Source organism: Corynebacterium aquatimens, from assembly GCF_030408395.1.
In the GTDB taxonomy this organism is placed as follows: Bacteria; Actinomycetota; Actinomycetes; order Mycobacteriales; family Mycobacteriaceae; genus Corynebacterium; species Corynebacterium aquatimens.
This window is the reverse complement of sequence record NZ_CP046980.1, coordinates 2,305,105-2,328,141: the sequence shown is the minus strand read 5'-3', so window position 1 is coordinate 2,328,141 and position 23,037 is coordinate 2,305,105. Positions and strand designations below refer to the sequence as shown.

The window sequence follows — 23,037 nt, the reverse complement described above, 5'->3', positions numbered from 1 at the left end:
TGGTTCATGCCAGTGGGGTGAGACCTATTTTAATTCATCAATCTACGCAGGTGAAGCAAGAAGGAGCTGGCCGTGTTGGATTGGACCGAGCGGTATGTGTAGCGTTCGTGAAGTCACGTTAATATGTGCTGATTAATAGACAACTCGGTATATAAAGAGGAAACTGCATGACCACCACGACCACGAGCCCAGAAGCCATCGAGGAAGGTGCCAAGCGCCCGGCCCGCGGCGAGAGCCCGACTGTCCGGGCTGGCAGGGCGGCGCGGACTGGCAGTGAGCGGCCGGCGAGGCGGGAGCGCCCAGCGCGCAAACCAAAGCCGGAGGGCCAGTGGAAGGTCGACGGCAAGGCGCCGCTGAACCACGATGAGGAACTGAAGCAGCTGGAGCCAGTGATGCAGGTCAAGCAGCGCGTCATTGATATCTACTCCAAGCAGGGCTTTTCCTCGATTCCGGAAGAGGATCTGTACCCGCGCTTCAAGTGGTTGGGCATGTACACGCAGCGCAAGCAGAACCTGGGTGGGGAGCACACGGGCAAGGACAACGTGGAGCTCCAGGATGAGTACTTCATGGTCCGAGTGCGTTTTGACGGTGGGCAGTGCTCCACCGAGCAAGCCCGCGCCGTTGGCGAGATTAGCCGCGATTACTGCCGGTCCACGGCGGATCTGACAGACCGCCAGAACATTCAGCTCCACTGGATGCGCATTGAGGATGCGCCGGCGATGTGGGACAAGCTTGAGTCGGTAGGCCTGAACACCTGGGACGCCTGCGGTGACGTGCCGCGCGTGATTATGGGTTCGCCGGTGGCGGGTATTGCTAAGGATGAGATCATCGACGCTACCCCGGCGATCGAGGAGATCAAGAATGACTACATTTTGCGCGAGGAGTTCCAGAACTTGCCGCGTAAGTTCAAGTCCGCGATCAGTGGAAACGCTCGCCAAGACGTGGTGCATGAGATCAATGACATCGCATTCATCGGCGTTGAGCACCCCGAGTTGGGTCCCGGCTTCGAGTGCTACGTGGGCGGCGGTTTGTCCACAAACCCGATGCTCGCGCAGTCGCTCGGCGCGTTTGTCACGCTCGAGCAGGTCCCGGAGGTCTGGGGAGCGGTGGTCGGGCTGTTCCGCGACTACGGTTACCGCCGGCTGCGCAACCGCGCGCGCATCAAGTTCTTGGTGTCCCAGTGGGGCGTGGAGAAGTTCCGCCAGGTCCTCGAGGACGAGTACTTGGGCTATAAGCTTCCCGACGGCCCGAAGGCGCCGAACAACCTGATCGACCGCGACCACATTGGCATCCATGAGCAGAAGGACGGCAACGTCTACCTGGGCGTCAAGCCGACGATGGGTCACCTCACCGGCGAGCAGCTCATCGCTATCGCTGACCTGGCTGAATCCTACGGTCTGACCCGCCTGCGCTTCACACCGTTCAAGGAAATCCTGTTCCTCGACGTCGCGCCGGATAAGGTCAAGGACCTGGCCGCAGACCTCCAAGAAATGGGCCTCTACTCCGCGCCGAGTGAATTCCGCCGCGGCATGCTCACCTGCACGGGCTTGGAATTCTGCAAGCTCGCCCACGTCACCACAAAAGCGCGGGGCATTGAGCTTGTCGACGAGTTGGAGCAGCGCGTCCCGGACTTCGATTCCCCGATCACAATTTCGCTGAACGGCTGCCCGAACTCGTGCGCCCGCACGCAGGTCTCCGACATCGGTTTCAAGGGCCAGATGGTGGATGACGGAAACGGCAACAAGGTCGAGGGTTTCCAGGTTCACCTGGGTGGCACGATCACCCGCGAAACCTCCGACGGCGGCACCGAGGCCAACTTCGGGCGCAAGATCCGTGGCCACAAGGTCCTGTCCACCGAGCTTGGGGATTATGTGACCAGGGTGGCGCAAAATTTCGTCGATAAGCGAAATGAAGGCGAAATCTTCCGTGAGTGGGTGCTCCGCGCCGACGAGGAGGACCTGAAATGAGTTTCCGCCGCGCGCCAAACGCGAACCGCAACCACCCGGTGTTCTGCCCGTACTGCGCGGGCGAGGGGCTTTTCCCTGATGAGACCAGCGATTTCGCATGGAAATGCACCGAGTGCCTGCGGATCTTCGAGGTGAAGTTCCACGGGCAAGACGACCCGGACGTTGCGCCGCTGCAGGCGAAATCGACCGGTGAGGCACTCCAGGAATCGCTGGCCCGGCATGGCCACAACGCAGTGTTGAGGAAGGAAGACTGATGACGTTCAACTTCACATCCGTGGGAGCCGTGGGCGAGCGCCGCGATCCTGACATAAGCCCCGAAGGCCCCAAGGAGACCACGCCGCTGCCCGACGACATCGCGCGAGCCAACGCCGCGCTAGTCAGCGAGTGGGCCGACAAGCTGTACGACGCCGACGCGCAGACGATCCTTCAGTGGGCGCACGAGCACGCGCCGGGCAAGTTGGCCGTGACCTTGAGTATGGAAAACACCGTCCTGGCGGAGCTCGCCGAGAACTACCTGCCGGACGCCGACTTCCTGTTTTTGGACACCGAGTACCACTTCCCGGAGACCCTGGAGGTCGCCGACGCCGTCGAACGCCGCTACCCGCGCCATAACTTGGTGCGTGCCCGCGCTATTTTGTCGCGCGCCGAGCAGGACCGCGTCTACGGCCGTGACCTGTACCGCTCTAACCCCACGGCCTGCTGCCGCATGCGCAAGGTCGAGCCGCTCGCCGTCAGCCTCTCGCCGTACGTTGGCTGGGTCACGGGGCTTCGGCGTGACGACGGCCCGACCCGTGCCCAAGCGCCGGCGCTGAGCCTGGATGCCACGGGCCGGTTGAAGATCAGCCCGATTATCACCTGGTCTTTGGACGATACCGACGACTACATCGAGGACAGAAACTTGATTATCCACCCCTTGACCAAGCAGGGCTACCCGTCCATCGGGTGCGCTACCTGCACGCTGCCCGTGGCCGACGGCGAAGATCCCCGCGCCGGTCGCTGGGCCTTTTCGACGAAGACGGAGTGTGGTCTCCATGGCTAATCCTGTAAACACCGCGAGCGCGTCCGCTCCCATCGGAGGTGCGTCCGCTTCCATCGCAGGTGTGGCGCTCTCGCCACACCTGCGGGATCTGGAAAACGAATCAATTCACATCCTGCGCGAGGTCGCAGGGCAGTTTGACAAGATTGGCCTGCTGTTCTCGGGCGGCAAGGACTCGTGCGTGGTGTTTGAGCTCGCACGCAGGGCCTTTGGTCCCGCAACACCGCCGATCGAGCTACTGCACGTGGATACGGGGCACAACTTCCCGGAGGTCATCACCTTCCGCGACGAGCTGGTTGAAGAAACCGGTGCGCGTCTGCGCGTTGCCCACGTCCAGGACTGGATCGACCGCGGTGACCTCGTGGAACGCCCGGACGGCACGCGCAACCCGCTGCAAACGGTTCCGCTGGTGGAGACCATTGCAGAGGTCGGCTACGACGCAGTGCTCGGCGGCGCGCGCCGCGATGAGGAGCGCGCCCGCGCGAAGGAGCGCGTGTTCTCCGTCCGCGATTCCTTCGGTGGCTGGGACCCCCGCCGCCAGCGCCCTGAGCTGTGGGATCTCTACAACGGTGAGAAGCTCCCGGGCGAAAACATCCGCGTGTTCCCCATCTCCAACTGGACGGAATCGGACGTCTGGGAGTACATCGGCGCCCGCGGCATCCGCCTTCCGGACATCTATTTCGCCCATGAGCGCGAGGTCTTCTCCCGCGACGGCATGTGGCTCACCGCCGGTGAGTGGGGTGGCCCGCGGGAGGGAGAGGTCGTCGAGAAGCGACGCGTGCGCTACCGCACCGTGGGCGACATGAGCTGCACGGGGGCTGTCGACTCCACGGCGACCACCATCGACGAGGTCTTAGAAGAGCTCGCCGTGTCCACCCTGACGGAGCGCGGCGCGACGCGTGCCGACGACCGCCTGTCCGAATCCGCAATGGAAGACCGCAAGAAGGAGGGCTACTTCTGATGAGTCCTTTTGGAAATTCTGTGCAAGCTAGCGAAGCGCTTGCACACCGCGCCACGTTGAGGCTCTGCACTGCTGGAAGCGTGGACGACGGCAAGTCCACCTTCGTTGGCCGCCTGCTGCACGACACGAAATCTGTGCTGGCGGACCAGCTGGCCAGCGTGGAGCGCACCTCCGCCGACCGTGGCTTCGACGGACTTGATTTGAGCTTGCTTGTCGACGGCCTCCGCGCCGAACGCGAACAGGGCATCACCATCGACGTGGCCTACCGCTACTTCGCAACCGACAAGCGCACCTTTATTTTGGCCGATACCCCAGGCCACGAGCAGTACACGCGCAACACCGTCACGGGCATGTCCACCTCTCAGGTGGTTGTCCTGCTGGTGGATGCCCGCGACGGCGTCAAGCCGCAAACGGTCCGCCACCTCACCGTGGCGAGCCTGCTCGGCGTCAAGACCGTGATCCTGGCCGTGAACAAGATTGACCTCGTGGACTACTCCCAAGAAGTCTTCGACAGCATTCGCGAGGAATTCGAGCGCCGCTGCGCGGACCTCGGCATCGCTGAACCATACGCCGTGCCCATTTCCGCGCTGAAGGGCGACAATGTTGTCAGCTCCCACGGCTCTGAGCCCGGAAAAGGGACCGACTGGTACGAAGGCCCAACCATCCTTGAGCTGCTGGAAACCATCCCGGTTCACCACGGCCGCGCCCAAGATCTCCCGTTCCGCTTCAACATCCAATACGTCCTCCGCGACCACGCCACCGACTACCGCGCATACGCCGGCACCATCAACGCCGGCACCGTGGCCGTGGGCGATCAAATCATTGCACCGAACGGTCGCACCACCACCGTTACGCACATCGACACGTCGGACGGGTTGGACGGAACAAGTCCGTCCAACGAGACAAATGAATCCAACGGCACAAATGAATCCAACGAGAAGCATGTAGCTGGGGACGCGGTTGCGTTAAGGCTCGCAGACGACATCGATCTGGTGCGCGGTGACCTCCTCGCCTCGGGGCCGTTCCCGGACACGGTGCGCGAGTTCCACGGCACCGTGGTTGGTCTGACGGATAAGGACGTCGCGGCTGGTCAGGCCGTGAAATTGCGGTACGGCACGTCGCTGGTGCGGGCCCGGGTGGCAAGCGTGGATCGCGTGCTGGACATCGACGGCACGGTGGAATCCAACGATGACAACACCGCGCCGGACGCATTTGGTCTCAACGACATTGCGCACGTGACCATTCAAACCGCGCAGGAGCTGCCGGTGGAGGACTACGCCGCACGCGGGGCGGTGGGCAACTTCCTTCTGATTGACCAGGCTAGCGGCAACACGCTCGCCGCTGGCCTGGTGGGAACGAGGCTGCGGTGAACGCCCCAGCACTGATTACGCTGTCCCACGGGTCCCGCCACCCGAAGGCGCGCCCGGGTGTGGCGGCTCTTACCCGCGCGGCGGCGCACGTACTGGGCCTGCCGGAAGGTGGCTACGCCGACGCGCACTTGGAATTTGATACCCCTGACCTGGTGACGGCGGCGCAGAGTATCGCGGAGAACGGTTACCAGTCCGCGGTGGTTGTGCCGACTCTGTTCACCAAGGCATTCCACGCCACGCACGACGTACCGGAGGCGATCGCGGAAGCACGAGCGATCACCGGAGTCGATCTGGTAGCTGCCGATGGGTTGGGACAGGGCGATGACATCGCGGATCTCCTCGCAGCCCGAGCACTTCGTGACTGCGGAAACACAACGTCACGCATCATTCTATATCCGGTGGGTACATCCACCGTTGCCGCTGCGGAAAAGACGGTTGCGCTGGGGGCGGCCGTCGAAAAGCGTGCTGGCATTGAAGTAACAACGATTCCCGCAACGGGGCACGGCAAGCGTGATCTTGCGGATGTTGCGGCGCACGACGCGCATCTGCTGCCGCTCTTCGTCACTGAGGGGCTGCTGCTCGACCGGGCGTTTCGAATGTGGCCCGGTTCGACTTCCGCGCCATTGAGCGCGGATCTTGCTTCCGTCGTAGCTTCGCGCTACAGCCGCGCACTCGCGCACGCAGACGCCCTGGTCAGGGTGTAAATCTAACGCTTCAAGGACACGTCATGAACCGCATGATCACACTAATTCTTATTGCCTTAGCCGGCCTTGCCGGACAGCTTGTCGACGGCGGCCTGGGCATGGGCTTCGGCGTCACCTCGACGACGATCCTCATCATGCTCGCAGGCCTTGGCCCTGCGCAGGCGTCGGCGGTGGTCCATACCGCTGAGCTGGGCACGACGCTGGTCAGCGGTATTAGCCACTGGAAATTTGGCAACGTGGACTGGCGCACCGTCGCCGCGATTGGAATCCCGGGCGCCGTCGGCGCGTTCGCGGGTGCGACGGTGCTATCACACTTGTCGACGGACGCGGCGAAACCGATTATGTCCCTGATCCTTACCGCGATCGGGATCAACCTGGTCTACCGCTTCTCCCGCGGGCTGATCCGCAGGCAGCTGGCGGCCACGCCTCACTCGACGCCCTTCCTCGGCGGACTGGGCCTCTTCGGTGGCTTCATTGACGCCACGGGCGGCGGCGGCTGGGGCCCCGTGACCACGTCAACGCTGCTCTCGGCCGGTCGCTCCGAGCCACGCCGCATCGTGGGCACGGTCAACACCGCAGAGTTCTTTGTCACCGCGGCGGCCACGGCGGGCTTCGTGCTGGGGATGTGGGACGACCTGGTCAACCACTTCTCCGCAGTCCTGGCGTTGCTGCTGGGCGGCGTCATCGCCGCGCCACTAGCTGCGTGGCTGGTCACGCGCCTCAACCCGATCCTGCTCGGTGGCATTGTGGGTACGCTCATCGTGGTGCTCAACCTCCCGGTGGTGCTGAAGGTTCTGGGCGTGTCGGCGACGGTACTTGTCGCCGTGCGCGTAGCCGTGCTGGTGGTCGGCGTGGCCTTGTCCATCCTGGGCTGGAAGCGCCACCGCGAAAACTGGCGCGTTGCCAACGAGAAAGAAAACGTTGAGGACTCCTCACCGACTCCCGCTCCGACGGCAACTGCCTAAGACGCACCGGTTTAACTGTGGGTAAATGCCCACATGAATAGTTAATGACAATCGCCCCTTCTGGCCGCTACGGGAAGCGGCCGGAAGGGCTTACACCTTAGGTTCGAGAGAATGTACCAAATGTCCACCCTCGTGTTCATTGGCGTTGCTGGCTTTTTGGCCCAGCTTGTCGACGGCGGCCTTGGCATGGGTTACGGCCTCACCGCCACGACAGTCCTTATTACTTTGGCGGGGCTCACCCCCGCGGCTGCCAGCGCGGTGGTCAATGCTTCGCAGCTTGGCACCAACCTGGTCAGTGGTGCGAGCCACTGGAAGTTCGGCAACGTCGACTGGAAGCTGGTAGCGGGTATTGGCATCCCTGGCGCCGTCGGCGCGTTTGTCGGCGCGACGCTTCTGTCCAACATTTCCACCTCGGCCGCGAAGCCGATCATGGCGATCATCCTGGTGGGCCTAGGCGCGCACCTGGTGTGGCGCTTCTCCTTCGGCATGGTCCACGGCCACGCCGTTCACTCCGACGCGACGCTGAACCACAAGCCGCACAACAAGTTCTTCCTGGCCGGCATTGGCCTTCTGGGCGGCTTCTTCTCTTCCACCGGCGGCGGTGGCTGGGGTCCCGTGACCACAACCAGCCTGATGGCCGCCGGCCGCAACGAGCCACGTCGCATCGTGGGCACCGTCAACACTGCCGAGTTCTTCGTCAGCTGCGCCGCCACCTTAGGCTTCATCCTGGGCATGTGGTCCGACCTCGTGGCCAACGCGGCGGCAGTACTCGCCCTGGTCATCGGCGGTTGCATTGCGGCCCCGATCGCCGCGTGGCTCATCGGCCGCCTCAACCCCGTCCTGCTGGGTGGCTTCGTGGGATCACTCATCGTCGCGCTGAACATTCCAACGCTGTTCAAGCTTTTCGACGGTCCCCAACCCTGGCTCTTCGCCGCCCTCGCGATGGTTACCGGTATCACGCTGACGGTCATGGGCGCGCGCAAGGCCCGCCGCAACTCGCTCGCCGCCAGCGAAGCCGAGGGAGCAACGACCCCGAACGCCGACCGAGCCGCCGTAAGCAGCTGAACCGGCCGTTTCTAAATCGCTGCCCCGCCGCAACCCCGCCCCGCCGCAACCCCGCCCCGCCGCGGCCCCCGCCGATTCGCGAAATTTTGATTTGGTGTCATCGCACCGAAAAATCGCAGGGCTGTGACCTGCGACGTTTCGTTTCTCATCGAAAGTTGGATACAAATTTCGCGAATCGCCCTTTCGGGTGGTCTGCCGGGGCGTGCGTGAGCCCGCACGGCACCTTTATGTTTTACTTTCCTCTGAAACCATTAAGAGTCTCAGTAAGGAAAAATAGGAATGAAGAAGTACACGAGGGTCGCCGCGCTTGCTGTCGCAGCGTGCATGAGCGTGACTGCGACGGCCGTTCCGGCCCAGGCCGCTCACGGGGAAGTCGCGGTAGTTAAGCTGACCGCGAGCGCCGAGACGAACAAGAGCTCTGAGAGGTCTGAGCGTTCTGATAGTTCTAAGAGCTCCGAGCTTGACGACGAGACCAAGGAGACCCTCGCGATCGTCGGCGGTCTCGTTGGCCTTTTAGTAATTGGCGGAATTATCCACTTCGCCACGCCGCATGTGATCCAGTTCCTGCAGGCCAATGGCATCTTCATCCCGGGTATTACGCCGCCTCCGGCACGCGAGCCGCAAGGGATGACCCAGCGCGAGCGCGACTACGCCGCCCAGTTCATGAGGGAACTCAACGCCTATCGCGCATCCCGCGGCCTGCGCCCGGTCGTCGAAGATAAGAACCTGTCTAACGGAGCCTACGAGTGGTCGAAGCACATGCACCGTACCGGTCGTTTCGTGCACGCCACCGGCGGCAACTTCGGCGAGAACATTTACCATGCACAGGGCGGCTACATTAACGACCCGAGCTCTGCCATTAACGCGTGGAAGCACTCTCCGGGCCACAACCGGAACATGCTCGATCCGAACGCACGCTTTGGCGGTATCGGGTTCTATATCCGCGACGATAAAGCCTACGCAACCTACCGCTTCACTCGATAGGTCCATCTCGCCGTTTGTTAGTCCGACAGCACAGCCCGGCGCAACTCCCTCGCCGCCGGCGAAGCCGGTGGAGCAATGACCCCGAGCATGGGCAGAGCCGCCAGCCGCAGCGCCCCCAAACCCTGCCCCTGCTGCCGCAGCGCCCCATCGATTCGCGAAATTTTGATTTGGTGTCATATCACCGAAATATCGAAGGGCTGTGACCTGCGATATTTCGATTACTATCAAAAGTTGGATACAAATTTCGCGAATCGTCCTTTCGGGTGGTCCGCTCGGGGCGGGTTGCCCGGGGGGACAGGAGGCCGGTGCTTGCCCGGGGTAGCGGGGACCCCGAGCGGGGACCGAGCCGCGGCTGGCAGCTGGGCTGGTCGAAGCGTGAGCTTGCGCGCAGCGCCCGAGGTCCGATTCGCGAAATTTTGATTTGGTGTCATGGCACCGAAATATCGCAGGGCTGTGACCTGCGACGTTGTGATTCTTATCGAAAGTTGGATACAAATTTCGCGAATCGCCCTTTCGGGGGGCTGCCCGCGGCGGGCGGGTAGGGGTGCAAGGAACCCGGGCGTGGGCGGAGCCGTTAGTAACTGGGCCATTTATTGACCAGGTATGGCCCAGTTCAGAGCCATTGTCGCGGGGACAGTATTGACTATTCCCCTGTAGATGTCCTGGATTTTTGCTAGTCTTTCAAACGTATTTTATGTATTTCCGCTTATCTCCTGCAGCTATGTTTCTGCAGGTCACAGGCGGGGATCATTTCTACTGAAAATTCCGCTTATCGCGCGTAAGCAGAATGGAGTAACGGATGACTTTCGGTGGCAACGGCTCAGGCGGCGGGTTCGGCTCGGGCCAGGGCGGCTTCGGTAACGGCCAGGGCGGCTTCGGCTCGGGCCAGGGTGGGTTCGGTAGCGGCCAAGGTGGTTTTGGCGGGGACCAGGGCGGCTTCGGCGGCGGCCAAGGTGGCTTTGGTGGGGGTCAAGGGGGCTTCGGCGGTTCGACCGCGGCGGGGTTCGGGGACGGCGGTTCGGGGTATGGAAATTCGGGGTTCGGGGATAGCGGTTCGGGGTATGGAAATTCGGGGTTCCAGGATGATGCCTCCGCTCCCGCCTCTGCATCCCAGTTCACTATTGGGTCTGCGCCGATTGCGCAATTGATTCCTAGCCTTGTTTTGGGTCTTGTGTCTCTGGTGCTCAGCGGCTACACGTACTTCAGTTCTTTGCGTGAGATTGACACCACCTGGGGTGTGCTGAGCGGTATCGCATGGGTGCTCGCTGGTGTGTTGGGTGTCTCTGCTTTAGGCCTCTACTTCACCAAGAACACGCAGGTCAAAGCCGAAGGGCCGTATCAAGAGATCGGCTGGAAGCAGGGCCTGTTCTACGCCACGCTGGCGGTGCTGATCATCGCGGTGGTGCTGTCTGCGATCCTGTTCGCTCTGTGGGTGGGAAGGCTGTAGGTAAGCAGTAATGAAGGACCTGACAAAGAAACCGACTAGTCACGGGAAGACTAACGGGAAGACTCACGGAAAGACTCACAGCATGAAGAAGGTGAAGAAGGTTCTGCGTTCCCTCGGTGCTTTTAGCGCAGCCGCGGTGCTGCCGATGGCGTTCGGCGCGGTTGGCTTGGGGGCTGACGCACTGGCTGCGCCCGCCACGGACACGACCGTTGTTATGGCTCAAGATGACGCGCCGCGAAGCGGCTCCCGTTTGGGCCAGCGCAGCGGTGGGGAAGAGGGCGAGCGCGGCCAACGGCAGGGCGAACGCCCCGGCAAGAAGCCGGGCGAGCGCGCTGGCAAGCCGGACAAGGGGCGGAAGCAAAACCAGCCTGAGCTGCAAAAGGGCCTGCAAGACCTCGGTGCGTGCGTGAGCCGAAACGAGCAGCTGGACGTCATGCTGCTCATGGATGAGACCGGCTCACTGGTGCCCAAGGATGGGGAGTGGAAAGGTACGGACCCGGAGCACAACCGCGTGCCAGCAGCCCAGACCTTCGTGGAATCCTTGGCTGAGCGTCAGGAAGATACCGGTACCAAGGTCCGCGTGCGCGTGACGGGTTTCGGTGAGACCTACAAATCCGGTACCACGGACCAGGCTTACGGCGACTGGATGAACCTGGACACCTCCACCGTGGACAGCGTCAAGAAGGAGATCGAAGCGTTCAAAGACCGCGCGAACGAGGATTGGACGCGCCACTCGGTTGCCGTAGACGGTGCGTACAACGACTTCACGCAGTTCTCCAAAGGACAGGAAAATCCGTGCCGTATGTTGGTGATGTTCACCGACGGTGCTTCGACGTCGCCTGAGGGTGGGGAGGCAGAGAGGCAAGCGCTGTGTAGGGCTGGGGGACCCGTCGATAAGCTTCGTGCTGCGGGAATCACCCTGGTGACCATTGGTTTGCGTAACCCGGAAGACCCCACGGGTGACTTTGACATTCTGCGCCGCGCGTCGGAGGGAACGCCGCCGCCACCGTGCGGTGACCGGCCGGCGAACGGTGCATTCTTCGAGGCCACGAACGTTGGTGGCTTGGTGATCGCGTTCCAGCAGGCGCTTCGCGACGGCGGGGATTTCGAGCACGAAGGCACGGCGGGAGAGCCGTTCAAGTTCGTTCTTGATGATTCAATCAACGCGGTGCGCTTTAGCGTCACGTCGGAGCAAGACCTCGGTGAGAAGGCCAAGTTGGTGTTGACGGCGCCTGACGGCTCGACGATTGACCTCGTGGACAAGGGCGACGGCACTGTTGGTGACGCGAAGGTGGAGTGGACCTCCTACAACGAGAGGTTCCAGGCCTCGCGCGGACGCATGACGCTTCCCGACGGCGGGTCATGGGGTGGCGAATGGTCCTTGCAGTTCCAGGACTTCAACCCGGATAAAACCGATGGCCGTGTGGTCTCCAACGTGCAGATCCAGCCGGACCTGACGTTGAAGTTCACCGGATCCGAAGGTGAAGAAGAAAAGGGCCCGGTTGCATTCGCTGACGATGAATCGTTGAAGGTTCAGCTGGTTGATGGCAAAGGTAATGCTCGCAAGATGAAGGGCAAGGCCGTCACCACGATCACCTTGTCGCAGCAGGGCCAGAAACCCGTCACCATCGTGGAGAACGCTGATCTTTCCAAGGGCGAGCTAGAGATCCCAGCATCGAAGTTCCCCGAGGCGCCATTTGTTGGCCGCCTCGATGCGGCGACGACGATCACGACCTCGGGTGACAAGGGCCGTCCGTCGACGCTGTTCTCCCCGATCCTGTCTTCGACCGGTGTTACCGTGTCCAAGCAGAACATGCCGCAGCTGTCCAACGACCTGAAGTTCGCAACTGAATCTGAGACCGCTGAGGCCACGCTGAAGGTCAAGGGTCCGGGCAAGGTGTGGATTGAGCCGGGCACAAGCGTGAAATCTGACCAGCTGCCGGAGGGCGTTGGTGAGATCAAGGTGGAGTCCAAGCACAACAGCAAAGACACAGCCCTTGAAGTCCCGGCCGGTGAGACCGCGGATCTGCCCGTGACCTTTACCATCCCGGAGGCAACTCAGGGCCTGGTCAACGGTGCGGTGGATGTGTCCATCGCTGACTTGGACGATGAGGAAGAACCGGTGGTCATCCCGGTGGACACCAACGGTACGTTCACCGTTCCTCTGAACAAAGCGGCCTTCACCGGCGCATTGATCGGTGCTCTGCTTTTGTCTCTGATCATTCCGCTGTTGATCTTCTACCTGATCCGCTACCTCACCTCGCGTATCCCGACGAAGGCGACACTGCGCACCCGTGCGTTCCGCCTGGATACGTCTGGCGGTTACCCGGCGTTCGTGGATGGTTCCCCGCGCCTGGGTGAGGACAATTCCAACGAGTCCGTGGCAAGTCTGTCGCCGAACTCGTTCAGCGCCAGCGGCTACTCCGGCAAGGTCAAAGCACTCAACCTCAACCCGTTTAGTGAGGTTCCGGTGGTGGTGGAGCAGGTGCCGTCGGTAAGCGATAAGAATGCTCAAGTGAAGAATGCAGCGAAGCTGCCGCTCTCTCTCAACGGCAGCTGGTTCGTGGCCGCGAACCCGCAGGAGCCGAACGCGTACGACGCCGTGGTGCTCTACAGCGCCGCTACCCCGCAGGAGAAGCTGGACCAGCTTGCAATCGATATTGAGCGCAACGCCCCGAGCCTCGTTGAGAAAATCGCGCAACAACGCCCCGCTGAGCAGGTGAACGCAGCCGGTGACCCGAACGATCCGTTCAGCGGCACCCAGGCACCGAGCACCTCCGGTCCGGCTGACCCGTTCGCCGAGAACAACGACCCCTACGGCGGATTCAACCAGGGCGGCTTCGGCCAGGGTGGTTTCGATCAGGGCGGCCAGGGCGGCTTCGGCCAGGGCGGTCAGGGCGGTTTCGGCCAGCCCAACGATCCGTTCGGCCCGGGCCGCTAGCGCCCCTGCCCGGGCACCCTAACCAGTCACAAGCTCTACACCCTTAAAGCCCAATACCCCAGGAGAACAAAAATGTACAAGGTATTCGTCGTCGGATGCGGCGGCTCTGGTGCGAAAACGATGTCCTACATGATGGACCAGCTGAAGCAGACGCTGTCCGAAAAAGCGCCCGAGTGGTGGGCGAAGAACAAAAACAATAAGAACAAGGGTCTGCCCAACGGCTGGAAGTTTGTCACCATCGACGCGCCGACGGTGCCTGAGTCCGTGCAAAAGAACTTGCCGACGGTGACGGCGGCCGGCGGTGACTACATCTCCATGGGAACGACGGCGGGCCTTCCCGCAGTGCGTGAGAACATCGCACAAAGCGCCGCCGCGCACGCGAAGCTGGGCACTGTGGCGTCCTGGGGTTTGAAGGACCGCACGTTGGACACCCTGGCGGTGGACTCGGGTGCTGGCCAGTTCCGTGGTGTGGGACGCCAGCTGCTGCTTAACCGCCTGGCTAACGTGAACGACCAGTTGGTTGCCTCTTGGAATGAGGTCCGCGACGACAACAAGTCCAACGCGGAGCTCGTGGAAATTGCTCAGGAGATGGGCCAAAACCCTGAGGTCGACGGCCCGATTGTCTTCGTGATTTCCTCCATGGCCGGTGGTTCCGGAGCTTCCATGGCTGTGGACGTGTGCCGCCTGGTCAGTGCCCTGCCGGGTATTTCCGCGGCGAACGTCGCGCTTTATGCCGTGACCCCGGACGTGTTCACCGGTGGTGAAGACGCCACCAGCGGTCCGTACTCCGGTACAAACCCGAACGCGCTGGCAATGTTCTCCGAGCTCACCGCCGGTGTGACCGGCGCTGGCGTGGACGCGGACAAGGATTCCTTCGCCGCGATGGGCGTGAACCTGAACATGCGTGAGATCCCGGTCGGCCGCATCTTCCCGGTGGGCCGCTCTATCGGTGATGACACGGACCTTACGTTGGTGGGCAACGGCCGCCCGGAAGACATTTACCGCTCGCTTGGTTTGGGTCTAGCCGCCATGATCACGGACCACGGCATGATGAACGACTACAAGTCCCACATCATGAACAACCCGGGCAACAACATGGGCCCGTACTACGCGTGGGGCGCAACTCAGCCGGACTACATCCAGTGGGGAACCTTCGGCTACGGCAAGTTGTCTATGGGCCGCGACCGTTACGCAGAGTATTCCGCGCAGCGCCTGGCTCACTGGTCCGTGACTCACCTGCTTGAGGGCTACTACAACGCTGATGAGCCCGGCGATAAGGCTCAGCAGTTGGACCAGAAGTTGAACCAGAACTTTGACACCTGGCTGGGTCGTTTCGGCACGGTTCTTCCCGTGGACTACAGGCCTGGACAGCGTGGCAACAATGCGTTCAACTGGGTCCGCAACTACTTCGGTCGCACCACCGACCAGTGGGTCGCCAACCAGCTGTCCGGCACTTTGTCGCGCATCGATCCCGCCAACGGCATGCACGGTAAAGAGTGGATCCGCAACGTTGAAATCGCCATCAACAACCGCGCGAGCGGCATCGCGGGCGAGTTCCAGGCAGCCCGCCCGTCGCAACGCCCGTTCTACGCGGCACTCGAAGCATGGGCTGGACCCGTGGGTGAGAACAAGAATGTGCAGAAGCTGCAAAAGATCACCTTGGACATGCTTGCCAGGGAAGTCAGCCAGTACGGCGTTGCTTACGCAACGACGGTTCTGCAGCGCTTCCGCGAGTGGGTGCGCAGCCTAAGCGAGACGCTTGCCAACGTGCCCTCATACAACGGTCTTGCGCTTAACGACGATGTGCGCAGGAAGATCGTGGGTGCCGGCAAGATCAAGGACAGCTCCCAGTACATGGACATGATCTCCAGCGGATTGCGCCCGGCGCTGACCTCGGCCTCGCTGAACTTCATCAGCACTCAGATCTCCCAGCTACTCAGCGTCTTCGATTCCGAGTTCCTTGAGCGCGTGCAGCAGGAATTCCAGCTCAAGTGGCGCAACTTGGAAAACGCCATGGAAGTCGAAACCGACCCGGATCTTGGTGTGTCGCGCTTGGCCACCAATGTGCCTAAGAAATGGCCGAAAGAGTCCGATGGTGTCGTCGATACGCGCTTTAGCGCTCCCGCGACGGAGGCTTCGATCACGCCTATCGACGACTTCCGTGAGCAGTTCAAGCGCGACATTGAAAACGCACGCCCCCGGGGTGGGGAACCGCAGAGCTTTGAGTCTTCTCTGCCGGAGTGTGGCCGCGCAATCATCATGGGTGAATGGGACCAGGCCGCTGACCCGGAGAAACCACCGCTGGACACCCTGACTGTCCTTGATAACCGCTGGTGGATCCCGCCGCACCTTAATGAAGATCCTTCCAATCATGAGATCCGCTCCCCACAGGCACCGCGCGTTGAGCTGCGCATCATGCCGGAAGATATTTTGGCGCGCGCACGTCGCTTCGTGGACCGCAACGGTACCTCCTTCCACGGCTTTGTGAACCAGTCGCTGGCAGAGTACGTCCAGGGCTACGGCCAAGACGACCGCGAGCGTGAGCGCCGCACCACCCTGTTTTTGCAGAAATTCCAGCAGGCCATGCAGCTCGCCCGCCCGATGGCACAGGTGTCCTCCTCCTTGGTCCACGCGCTGACGGGTGAGAAGATCACTTACCGCTTTGCGTTCTCCGCGATTCCGTTTGCGAACAACCAGCTGATCAGGACGGAAATCCAGAACTACGTACGCGGCTTCAAGGGTGGCGCCGTGGACAATGAGACCATCGCGGACTTGGAGCAACGCTTTATTAACGACGATGGCTCGCGCGAAATCACCATCTCCGGGTCCTACAACTCATTCCCGCCGGTGGTGTTCACCAACATCCTCCCGCAGGTAGCACGCCAGTGGGCGATGACGACCGACCCGTTGAACCAGGGCCAGTTCTGGAAGATGCGCCGCGCCCGTGCTTTGCCGGCCGCCTTGCCGATGAGTGACGCTGAGCGCGCCGCGATGATCCGTGGCTGGTACGTGGGCATGATCACCGGCCACATCTACCACTCGCTGGACGTCTCCGCCGCCGCGGACCAGACCCCGGTGCAGATCTACGACACCCGCGACATGTCTGACACCTCCGGTAAGTGGTTGAGCTTCCAGGCTCCGCTGCTCACCCCACCGCGCGCCATGGGCTGGTACAAGAACTACCTGCCAGCCGTTCTGGAATCTTCCATCATGGCATGGGCCCGGATTTCTGAGCAGCCCGAGTTGAGTTCCATCCAGCCGTACCTGGTCCTGCGCTCCATGTGGGACGACGCCCCGGCGCCCACGGATTGGAACAACACCGGCTCGCTGTCCGTGGTGCAGCAGGACATTGTGAACCCGACCAAGGGCCAGCGCATCCTCCGCGATTGGCTGTGGGAAGGCAAGGGCCCCTCCCAGGAAGTTGAAATGGTTCCGGGCACATCACGGACGAAGACCACGCCTGAACAGCGCCTTGCTGCCGCTCGCGAATTCATCCGCCAGGAGCGTGAGATTGCCGTTGCCTACAGCCCTGCCGCCGGCACGAGCGACGACGGCTTCATCGGCAACACCCAGGAGAACCCGTACGGCGACGTCCGCCGCCTCGACGTCGCGATGCAACTACCTCTCTACGCCGACCTCGCCCGCGACATCGTCGCAGCCATGGATGACATCGCCTTCAGCCTTGACCTAGCCGAACGCAGCCGCAACGGCTTCGGCGCCGCCAGCGGCGGCGGAATGCCTGGAATGGATAGCACCCCGAACATGCCTGGCATGGGCGGCGGGGCCCCGAACATGCCTGGCATGGGTGGTCAGCAGCAGTACGGTCAGCCGCAGCAGCAATTTGGTCAGCCGCAATACGGCCAACCGCAGCAGCAATACGGCCAGCCACAGTACGGTCAACCGCAGTACGGACAGCCGCAGCAGCAGTACGGCCAGCCGCAATATGGTCAGCCACAGCAGCAGTACGGCCAGCCACAGTACGGCCAGCCGCAGCAGCAATACGGCCAGCAGCCGCAGTACGGTCAGCAGCAAAATGGCCAGCCCCAGTACGGCCAGCAGCCGCAGTACGAGCAGCAACAGCCACAGTTCGGCCAGCAGCCGCAGTTCGAGCAGCAACAGCCGACTATGGAGCCGGAACCGCAGCAGGCGCCACCGCAAGACGTGCCGGAATCTACTCCGACTGAGCAGGCCCCGCCCCAGCCGCAGCCCGCGCAGGAGGAGGCGCCGGGTCAACAGGCGCCGGATCACCAGGCGCCGGTCACTGACGCACCAGCTTCCGGCGCACCAGCGTCCGGCGCGCCGGTGGACGAGGCTCAGCCGTACAACCCCCAGCAAATGCCTGGACAGGAGAATTAATCCATGGCCACGTTTATCAATCTGTTCCTCCACCGCGGGCCCATCGCGCGGAGGATTCGCGAGTGCGTTTCGGACTTAACGGCACTGGACATCCTTCAGCCGAGTATCTGGATCGACATAGACGAAGACTTCAACGGGCTCTACCTCGCGCCGGGACGGGAGCCACAGGCCGACGATCTGTCGGTGTTAAGCCGCCATATCGGTCGCACGCCGGTGCACCTGGTGCTCCTAAACGTTATCGGTGGCGAGGGTTCGGAAGGTCTCATCCGACTCGAGGACGTGACGCGTTACCGGGAGCGCCTCACCCAAGACCAGGTGCCGGCGCTGAACGCAGCGTCCACCAACCTGGTGGTTACCACCGTCTTCGGCAAACTTGAGGGTGAATTTCCGCTGGTTCCTGGTTTCCAGAACCTGCTCCTTTCACCGGAAGAATCCGTAAGTCCGGCCTCCGCGTCTGATCCGTTTACGGCAAACGAGGAAAACGATGAGGACTTCGGTCTTTCGGTTGCAACCAGCGTCGCCAGCCTTTTCGGTCTGTGGGAAGGCTCGGGGTCACTCCCGGTGGAGGTTCCTAGCAACACGAACGACGGTTTGAAGCTCGTTCGTACTTTCTACCGTCGTGTTGATGGCCAGGAAGTGCAAGAGAAGATTCGTGCGCGCGTTTTGGATACGCAGAAGATTCCGGCAGTGCGACGCGATAGCAATGGTCAGCCGCTGCATGTCGTCCATAACCGGAATCAAAACGAGATTAACCAGGTCGCCGTAGCCACGCTGTTAGAAAAGCACAAGCAGTCGATTGACGCGCCGTACCATGAGGCGAAAAAAGAGGCGACCAAGCATGTCAAGGCGTCCCAAGCCATCAAGAAATTCGCGGCGTTTTACTTCCAACAGCTCATCTCGTGGCCGAAGGTCTTCGTCGATAATCTCTCTTCGGATTTGAAGACTTCGTTCAACAAGCGTGTGGACGACTTGCTTCACGGTGAGGGGTCGAAGTTCCGCGTGGACGGTTTGGACGCACCGCGTGACAGTTCGGGGTACGGCAGCCAGCAGCGTGACCAGTTCCCGCCGATTCATCACAACTCCAACCCGTCGCTGTATGCCGGGCTGTGGAAAGACTATCGCGACTCCGCTCTCGCGATGATTGACGGTAGTCCGCGTGAGCTGGAGAATCCACAACATAACGTCCAGGCGCCGGACTACCTGCGTGGATCGAAAAACGCAGTGAAGCTTGCCACGAAAGCAAGCGATGTCATCCCGGGTCCATCAGCGACATTGACGCCGGAGTTTTTCGGCGCGGGTCTGCGTGGCCAGATTGGTAACGTTCAGCTGGAGCCCTATGACATCAAGGGCATCCAGCAACTCGAAGCCCGCATTAATAACCTCAACGTGCCGGGGGGCCAGCACAGCCAAAGCCGTTTCCACCAGTGGAAAAACAAGTGGAGCGGTAGCTTAGCTGGGGAAATGGGTGCAGCTCTGTACCGCAAGGAGATTGAGCTCGAGCGCGAAAGGGACAGGGCGTGGAAGCACTATCTCCAGATGGAGCGTCAGTCGCAGGACGTGCCTGAGGAAAAAGGCCCGCTGATTTGGCGCTGGCTCGGCTACGTCACGTTCTGGTCGATGGCGTTGTTTGCCATTCTTTGGGGCCTGGGCAACCTGTTGATTGAATCAGACAAAGTCACCCCACTGCTTTTGAGGTGGGTGTCGTACTTCAACGAGTCCGAGCTGAAGACGAAGTTCTGGTTGTTTGGCATCTGGACGTTGCTCTGGTTGATCTGTTTCTTAATCCAAGTCTTCTTGGAATCACTCGCGATTCACAGAGCTGCGGGTGTGCGCCAGAGTTTGGTCACCGCGAAGGAAGCTGCTTACGCGCAGGCGTACGCCATGGACAAGGCGTTGGCGCAAATTCGTGCCTCCTACACTCAGTTCATTTCCATATCGCGTATTTACGGCTCGGTGATCGAGCGTCCATTCGGCACGGTGCGTAAGAAGACCCGTTTGACGGAGGTGCCCACAAACACAATGCCAGCGTCTGTGGTCATCGCGAAGGCAGAACCGGACGAATCAATTGTCAAAGACTTCGCGGACGACGTTCGCGAAGAGGTGTACACGCAAGGGTGGCTTGCGGAGCCAATCAAAACGGTTTACGACACCGCCATGCGCGACATCACGGCTAGACACGGTTCACTCGGTGCCGATGAAGGCACGCTGTTGACCACATGGGGTCACGGTTCGGGCGAGCTCTTGGATCAAATGGCCAACGCTGTTACCCGCAGGGAATTCGTCGAGCAAGACCGCTCCGCCGCCAAGTGGGATGTCGTCGTGCGCTTGCTTAACGACGATGGGGGCAAGCAACGCGAAAAGATGCTCAAAGATCCGGTGATCTACAGCAATGACCAGCGTTACTCGGCAGACACCGCTGGATCGTTGAGCCAAGACCAAAACTCGGGTTCCTTCAACGGCCGCTTCATTGAGCGCGCTGGCGCTGCTGGGGTTAACGCTGGCGTGGTTGTTGATTCCACGTACCGCCAGTTGAACCACGATGATGACAATGTCGGTATGTCAGAGCTGCTCGTCCAGTACGGTTCGAGCATTGACCACCAGGTCTTGGTTCTGAACCGCACCAACCAAGGCTCCCGCACCGGTTCATTTGAGGTCTACCGCCCCGCGGACGATGTCGGTTACGGCCAGCCCCAAGGCTTCGAACCGGGGGGCAGCGGACTGCCGGGCATGCCGGGTCAGCAGCCACCAACCATGCCTGGTTATTACCAGCAGCCGCAGCAGGGGAACCAGTGGCCCGACCCCACTACTGACGGCGGCAGCATCCGCATGCCGGGCATGGACTAGCTCGGGCGAACCTAGGAGAAAACCGTGAAAGAGCACGTTATGGCGCTGAGCTCCTGGCGGGAGCAGGCGATCAAGCGCGGCATCTCGACCGATGAGCTGCCCACCGCTCATGAGTTGGGACTGTTTGTCCGCTTTCGGAACAACCCGGAGAAGTTTGCGAAGAAACCCAACATCACCAATTGGGCGGAATCCCTCAACCGCCTGCTTCAGGCAGTGGACGCAGGCGCTTTCGACAAGAATGTGCCGTTGGGCGATTACTTCTTTAAGAAGACTGGCGACGCGGCAGGCAAACCTGCGCAGCCCGCGAAGCAAAAGCAAGCAAAGCAAAAGCAGGCAAAGCCGCAAGCTACGCCACAACCCGCGGAGCCTGCACAACCGTCCGCACCGCGGGCCCCTGCGCCAGCCCCGCAGGAGCAGCAGCCCACTGCTACACAGCCGGCAACCTCGCAGCCCGCTGCTCCGCAGCCGCGGCCGTTGAATATCCCGGCTGATCGCTTCGCGGCATTTGATGCCTTCGCGGATAGCGGTGAAGTTGAGGGTGCTCGCCTACGTGTTACCCCCAACGGGGATGACCCGGAGACCTACACCCTGACGTGGAAGGTCGATTCGGATGCGCCGGTGAAAATCTTCCGTGTCCTCAGCCTGGACAAGTTGATCCACGCCAATGGAACAACACCGGACAAAGGCAACCTGCTCACCATCAGTGGCGGGGACGTCTACGTCGACGACCGTGAAATTTACGGCCCGATCCGTACTTACCACGTCTGGATGAATGAGGGTAAGACGGAAGACGAGGCTCTCGCCGCGCAGCCAAAGCTCCTCGGCGCCACGCACTACGTTGTGCCGATCACGGACTTCATGCTGGAAGAAACGGGCGGGCGTATCGACGGCTCGTGGACGCACATTGAGGACACCGACCGCGTTGATGTGTGGTTGGCTGACCCGCGCCACGGTGACATCCGCGTCTTTGAGGGGGAGCGCAACCTCCACGGCTTCAACTGGACCCCGGAGCAGACGGGGCGTAACTACACCTTTAAGGCCCGCCGCTTCGTGGGCGAATACTACTCCGAGTTCTGCGAAGAAGAATCGGTCTACGTTGAGGCTGAGCTGGAGAAGATCCCGCTGGATATTCAGCGCACCGGGGACTCGTTCACCGTGAGTTGGAAGCACCCCAGCGCCGGTGCTGTGCGCGTGTACGCGACGCCGGAGCCTCTCAAACCAGGTATTGCGGAACAGCGCATCGCCACATCGGCTCTGATCGGTCAGGGCATGGGTAACAACGTCTGGTCTAACCGCAACGAGTCCGGTGGAACCACCCACACCGTTTTGTGGCCCGCTGACCAGCACTCTCTGACCATCAGCGCCGTTCACGTTGTTGGTGACTGGGCGCAGGTCGGCCACACCAAGACGTGGGTGAAGTGCGGGACCCCCACCAACGTGGATCTGTTCCAGCGCATCGAAGAGCAGATCATCACCTTTACCTGGCCAGTCAATGCGTATGCAGTTGAGCTCTACGTGGCGGACCAGGAAATCGTGAGCCAGTTCGAAGCGCAGGAGGGCGGTAACTTCACTCTGCCCAGCGGCATGACGTCCCTGGCCAGTATCACCGAGAAGGATTACAAGTACCACGGTGGCCTTCGGGTGGAGATCCCGCCAGACCCGGTTCCACTGGTCTTGATGCCCTATCGTCTCCACGAGGGGCAGCGTGTGTACGGTCGCCCCGCGATCTTAGATTATGAGGGCCTGCACAAGGTCTCTTATGAGTTCGATTTTGAGGACCGCACCCGCCGCCGTGGCTTGCAGCTGAAGATCACCTCGCACAACGAGTACCCACGCAACTTGCACTTTGTGCTTCGCGCGGAGCGCAACAACCTGCCTATTGACCACCGCAATCCGGATGCCTACGAAGTTCAGACCATGAAGGTGTCCCCGAATCTTCCCCCGGGACACAACCAATGGCTGAAGTACATCGACAGCAGTAATCCATTCATCTCCTGCCACAGCAAGCAAACGGCGGGCGAGTACTTCCAGGTGGATACGTCGCAGTTCGACGGTGATCCGAACATCTACCTGCGCCTCTTCCTGCAAGAAAGCAACACCACCGGTGAGGATGAGAACTGGACCTTTGACGATATTGATTCCGTGTTCGAGCCCCAAGCCCCAGCTGTTTTGCTGGACCCACCGCCGTACCAGCTGCGACCTTTCTACGACCCACAACGTCATGGCCAGCCCGGCCAGCAGCCGCACCCGGCAGCACCCGGCCAACCGCTGGGCCAGCCGCACGGCCAGCAGATGCCCGGCCAGCCACAGGGCCAGCAGATGCCCGGCCAGCCACAGGGCCAGCCACAGGGCAAACAGCAGGGCAAACTACGCGGGTTGTTCCGGAGGAAGTAAGCC

At 61.6% G+C, this 23,037-nt stretch carries 14 protein-coding genes; all 14 read left to right on the top strand.

All coding sequences use genetic code 11. The features are described 5' to 3' along the window. Window positions 1–167: 167 nt before the first annotated feature. The 14 genes from CAQUA_RS10315 (at window position 168) to CAQUA_RS10250 (ending at window position 23,034) form a co-directional block, all read left to right on the top strand. Window positions 168–1,967, top strand: coding sequence for a nitrite/sulfite reductase (locus CAQUA_RS10315; RefSeq protein ID WP_196825198.1), 1,800 nt, complete (start codon window positions 168–170; stop codon window positions 1,965–1,967). Further along, a complete protein-coding gene (locus CAQUA_RS10310; RefSeq protein ID WP_196825199.1) occupies window positions 1,964–2,221 on the top strand; it encodes a hypothetical protein in 258 nt (85 codons plus the stop codon). Before CAQUA_RS10315 ends, CAQUA_RS10310 begins: the two co-directional genes overlap by 4 nt. Beyond that, complete coding sequence (locus CAQUA_RS10305; protein WP_196825200.1) at window positions 2,221–3,006, top strand: phosphoadenylyl-sulfate reductase; 786 nt, start codon at window positions 2,221–2,223, stop codon at window positions 3,004–3,006. Before CAQUA_RS10310 ends, CAQUA_RS10305 begins: the two co-directional genes overlap by 1 nt. Continuing rightward, a complete protein-coding gene (gene cysD / locus CAQUA_RS10300; protein WP_231375549.1) occupies window positions 2,999–3,964 on the top strand; it encodes a sulfate adenylyltransferase subunit CysD in 966 nt (321 codons plus the stop codon). Before CAQUA_RS10305 ends, cysD begins: the two co-directional genes overlap by 8 nt. After that, entirely contained in the window at window positions 3,964–5,334 is a 1,371-nt protein-coding gene (locus tag CAQUA_RS10295) for a sulfate adenylyltransferase subunit 1 (RefSeq protein ID WP_196825201.1), read from the top strand. Before cysD ends, CAQUA_RS10295 begins: the two co-directional genes overlap by 1 nt. Continuing rightward, complete coding sequence (locus tag CAQUA_RS10290) at window positions 5,331–6,038, top strand: sirohydrochlorin chelatase (RefSeq protein WP_196825202.1); 708 nt, start codon at window positions 5,331–5,333, stop codon at window positions 6,036–6,038. The genes CAQUA_RS10295 and CAQUA_RS10290 overlap by 4 nt, the downstream gene beginning before the upstream one ends. A 32-nt stretch (window positions 6,039–6,070) precedes the next feature. Beyond that, the gene (locus CAQUA_RS10285; RefSeq protein ID WP_196825203.1) at window positions 6,071–7,003 is read left to right on the top strand and encodes a sulfite exporter TauE/SafE family protein; all 933 of its coding nucleotides are present in this window, start codon (window positions 6,071–6,073) and stop codon (window positions 7,001–7,003) included. A gap of 120 nt (window positions 7,004–7,123) precedes the next feature. Continuing rightward, window positions 7,124–8,068, top strand: a complete 945-nt coding sequence (locus CAQUA_RS10280; RefSeq protein ID WP_196825204.1) for a sulfite exporter TauE/SafE family protein — start codon at window positions 7,124–7,126, stop codon at window positions 8,066–8,068. Window positions 8,069–8,347: 279 nt separating this feature from the next. Beyond that, window positions 8,348–9,052 (top strand): CAP domain-containing protein, encoded by a 705-nt coding sequence (locus tag CAQUA_RS10275; protein ID WP_196825205.1) that lies wholly within the window; start codon window positions 8,348–8,350, stop codon window positions 9,050–9,052. A gap of 799 nt (window positions 9,053–9,851) precedes the next feature. Next, a complete protein-coding gene (locus tag CAQUA_RS10270; protein WP_196825206.1) occupies window positions 9,852–10,499 on the top strand; it encodes a hypothetical protein in 648 nt (215 codons plus the stop codon). A gap of 82 nt (window positions 10,500–10,581) precedes the next feature. Beyond that, window positions 10,582–13,440: a vWA domain-containing protein gene (locus CAQUA_RS10265; RefSeq protein WP_196825207.1), complete on the top strand. Its 2,859-nt coding sequence runs from the start codon at window positions 10,582–10,584 to the stop codon at window positions 13,438–13,440. A gap of 72 nt (window positions 13,441–13,512) precedes the next feature. After that, a complete protein-coding gene (locus CAQUA_RS10260) occupies window positions 13,513–17,796 on the top strand; it encodes a tubulin-like doman-containing protein (protein ID WP_196825208.1) in 4,284 nt (1,427 codons plus the stop codon). Between the two features lie 3 nt (window positions 17,797–17,799). Next, the gene (locus tag CAQUA_RS10255) at window positions 17,800–20,640 is read left to right on the top strand and encodes an ABC transporter ATP-binding protein (RefSeq protein WP_196825209.1); all 2,841 of its coding nucleotides are present in this window, start codon (window positions 17,800–17,802) and stop codon (window positions 20,638–20,640) included. 24 nt (window positions 20,641–20,664) lie between these two features. After that, the gene (locus CAQUA_RS10250; protein WP_196825210.1) at window positions 20,665–23,034 is read left to right on the top strand and encodes a SaeA-related protein; all 2,370 of its coding nucleotides are present in this window, start codon (window positions 20,665–20,667) and stop codon (window positions 23,032–23,034) included. Window positions 23,035–23,037 lie beyond the last annotated feature (3 nt).

Coding starts and splice junctions, on each gene's coding strand:
- CAQUA_RS10315 (WP_196825198.1), top strand. CDS start 168: ATGACCACCACGACCACGAGCCCAGAAGCCATCGAGGAAGGTGCCAAG.
- CAQUA_RS10310 (WP_196825199.1), top strand. CDS start 1,964: ATGAGTTTCCGCCGCGCGCCAAACGCGAACCGCAACCACCCGGTGTTC.
- CAQUA_RS10305 (WP_196825200.1), top strand. CDS start 2,221: ATGACGTTCAACTTCACATCCGTGGGAGCCGTGGGCGAGCGCCGCGAT.
- cysD (WP_231375549.1), top strand. CDS start 2,999: ATGGCTAATCCTGTAAACACCGCGAGCGCGTCCGCTCCCATCGGAGGT.
- CAQUA_RS10295 (WP_196825201.1), top strand. CDS start 3,964: ATGAGTCCTTTTGGAAATTCTGTGCAAGCTAGCGAAGCGCTTGCACAC.
- CAQUA_RS10285 (WP_196825203.1), top strand. CDS start 6,071: ATGATCACACTAATTCTTATTGCCTTAGCCGGCCTTGCCGGACAGCTT.
- CAQUA_RS10280 (WP_196825204.1), top strand. CDS start 7,124: ATGTCCACCCTCGTGTTCATTGGCGTTGCTGGCTTTTTGGCCCAGCTT.
- CAQUA_RS10275 (WP_196825205.1), top strand. CDS start 8,348: ATGAAGAAGTACACGAGGGTCGCCGCGCTTGCTGTCGCAGCGTGCATG.
- CAQUA_RS10270 (WP_196825206.1), top strand. CDS start 9,852: ATGACTTTCGGTGGCAACGGCTCAGGCGGCGGGTTCGGCTCGGGCCAG.
- CAQUA_RS10265 (WP_196825207.1), top strand. CDS start 10,582: ATGAAGAAGGTGAAGAAGGTTCTGCGTTCCCTCGGTGCTTTTAGCGCA.
- CAQUA_RS10260 (WP_196825208.1), top strand. CDS start 13,513: ATGTACAAGGTATTCGTCGTCGGATGCGGCGGCTCTGGTGCGAAAACG.
- CAQUA_RS10255 (WP_196825209.1), top strand. CDS start 17,800: ATGGCCACGTTTATCAATCTGTTCCTCCACCGCGGGCCCATCGCGCGG.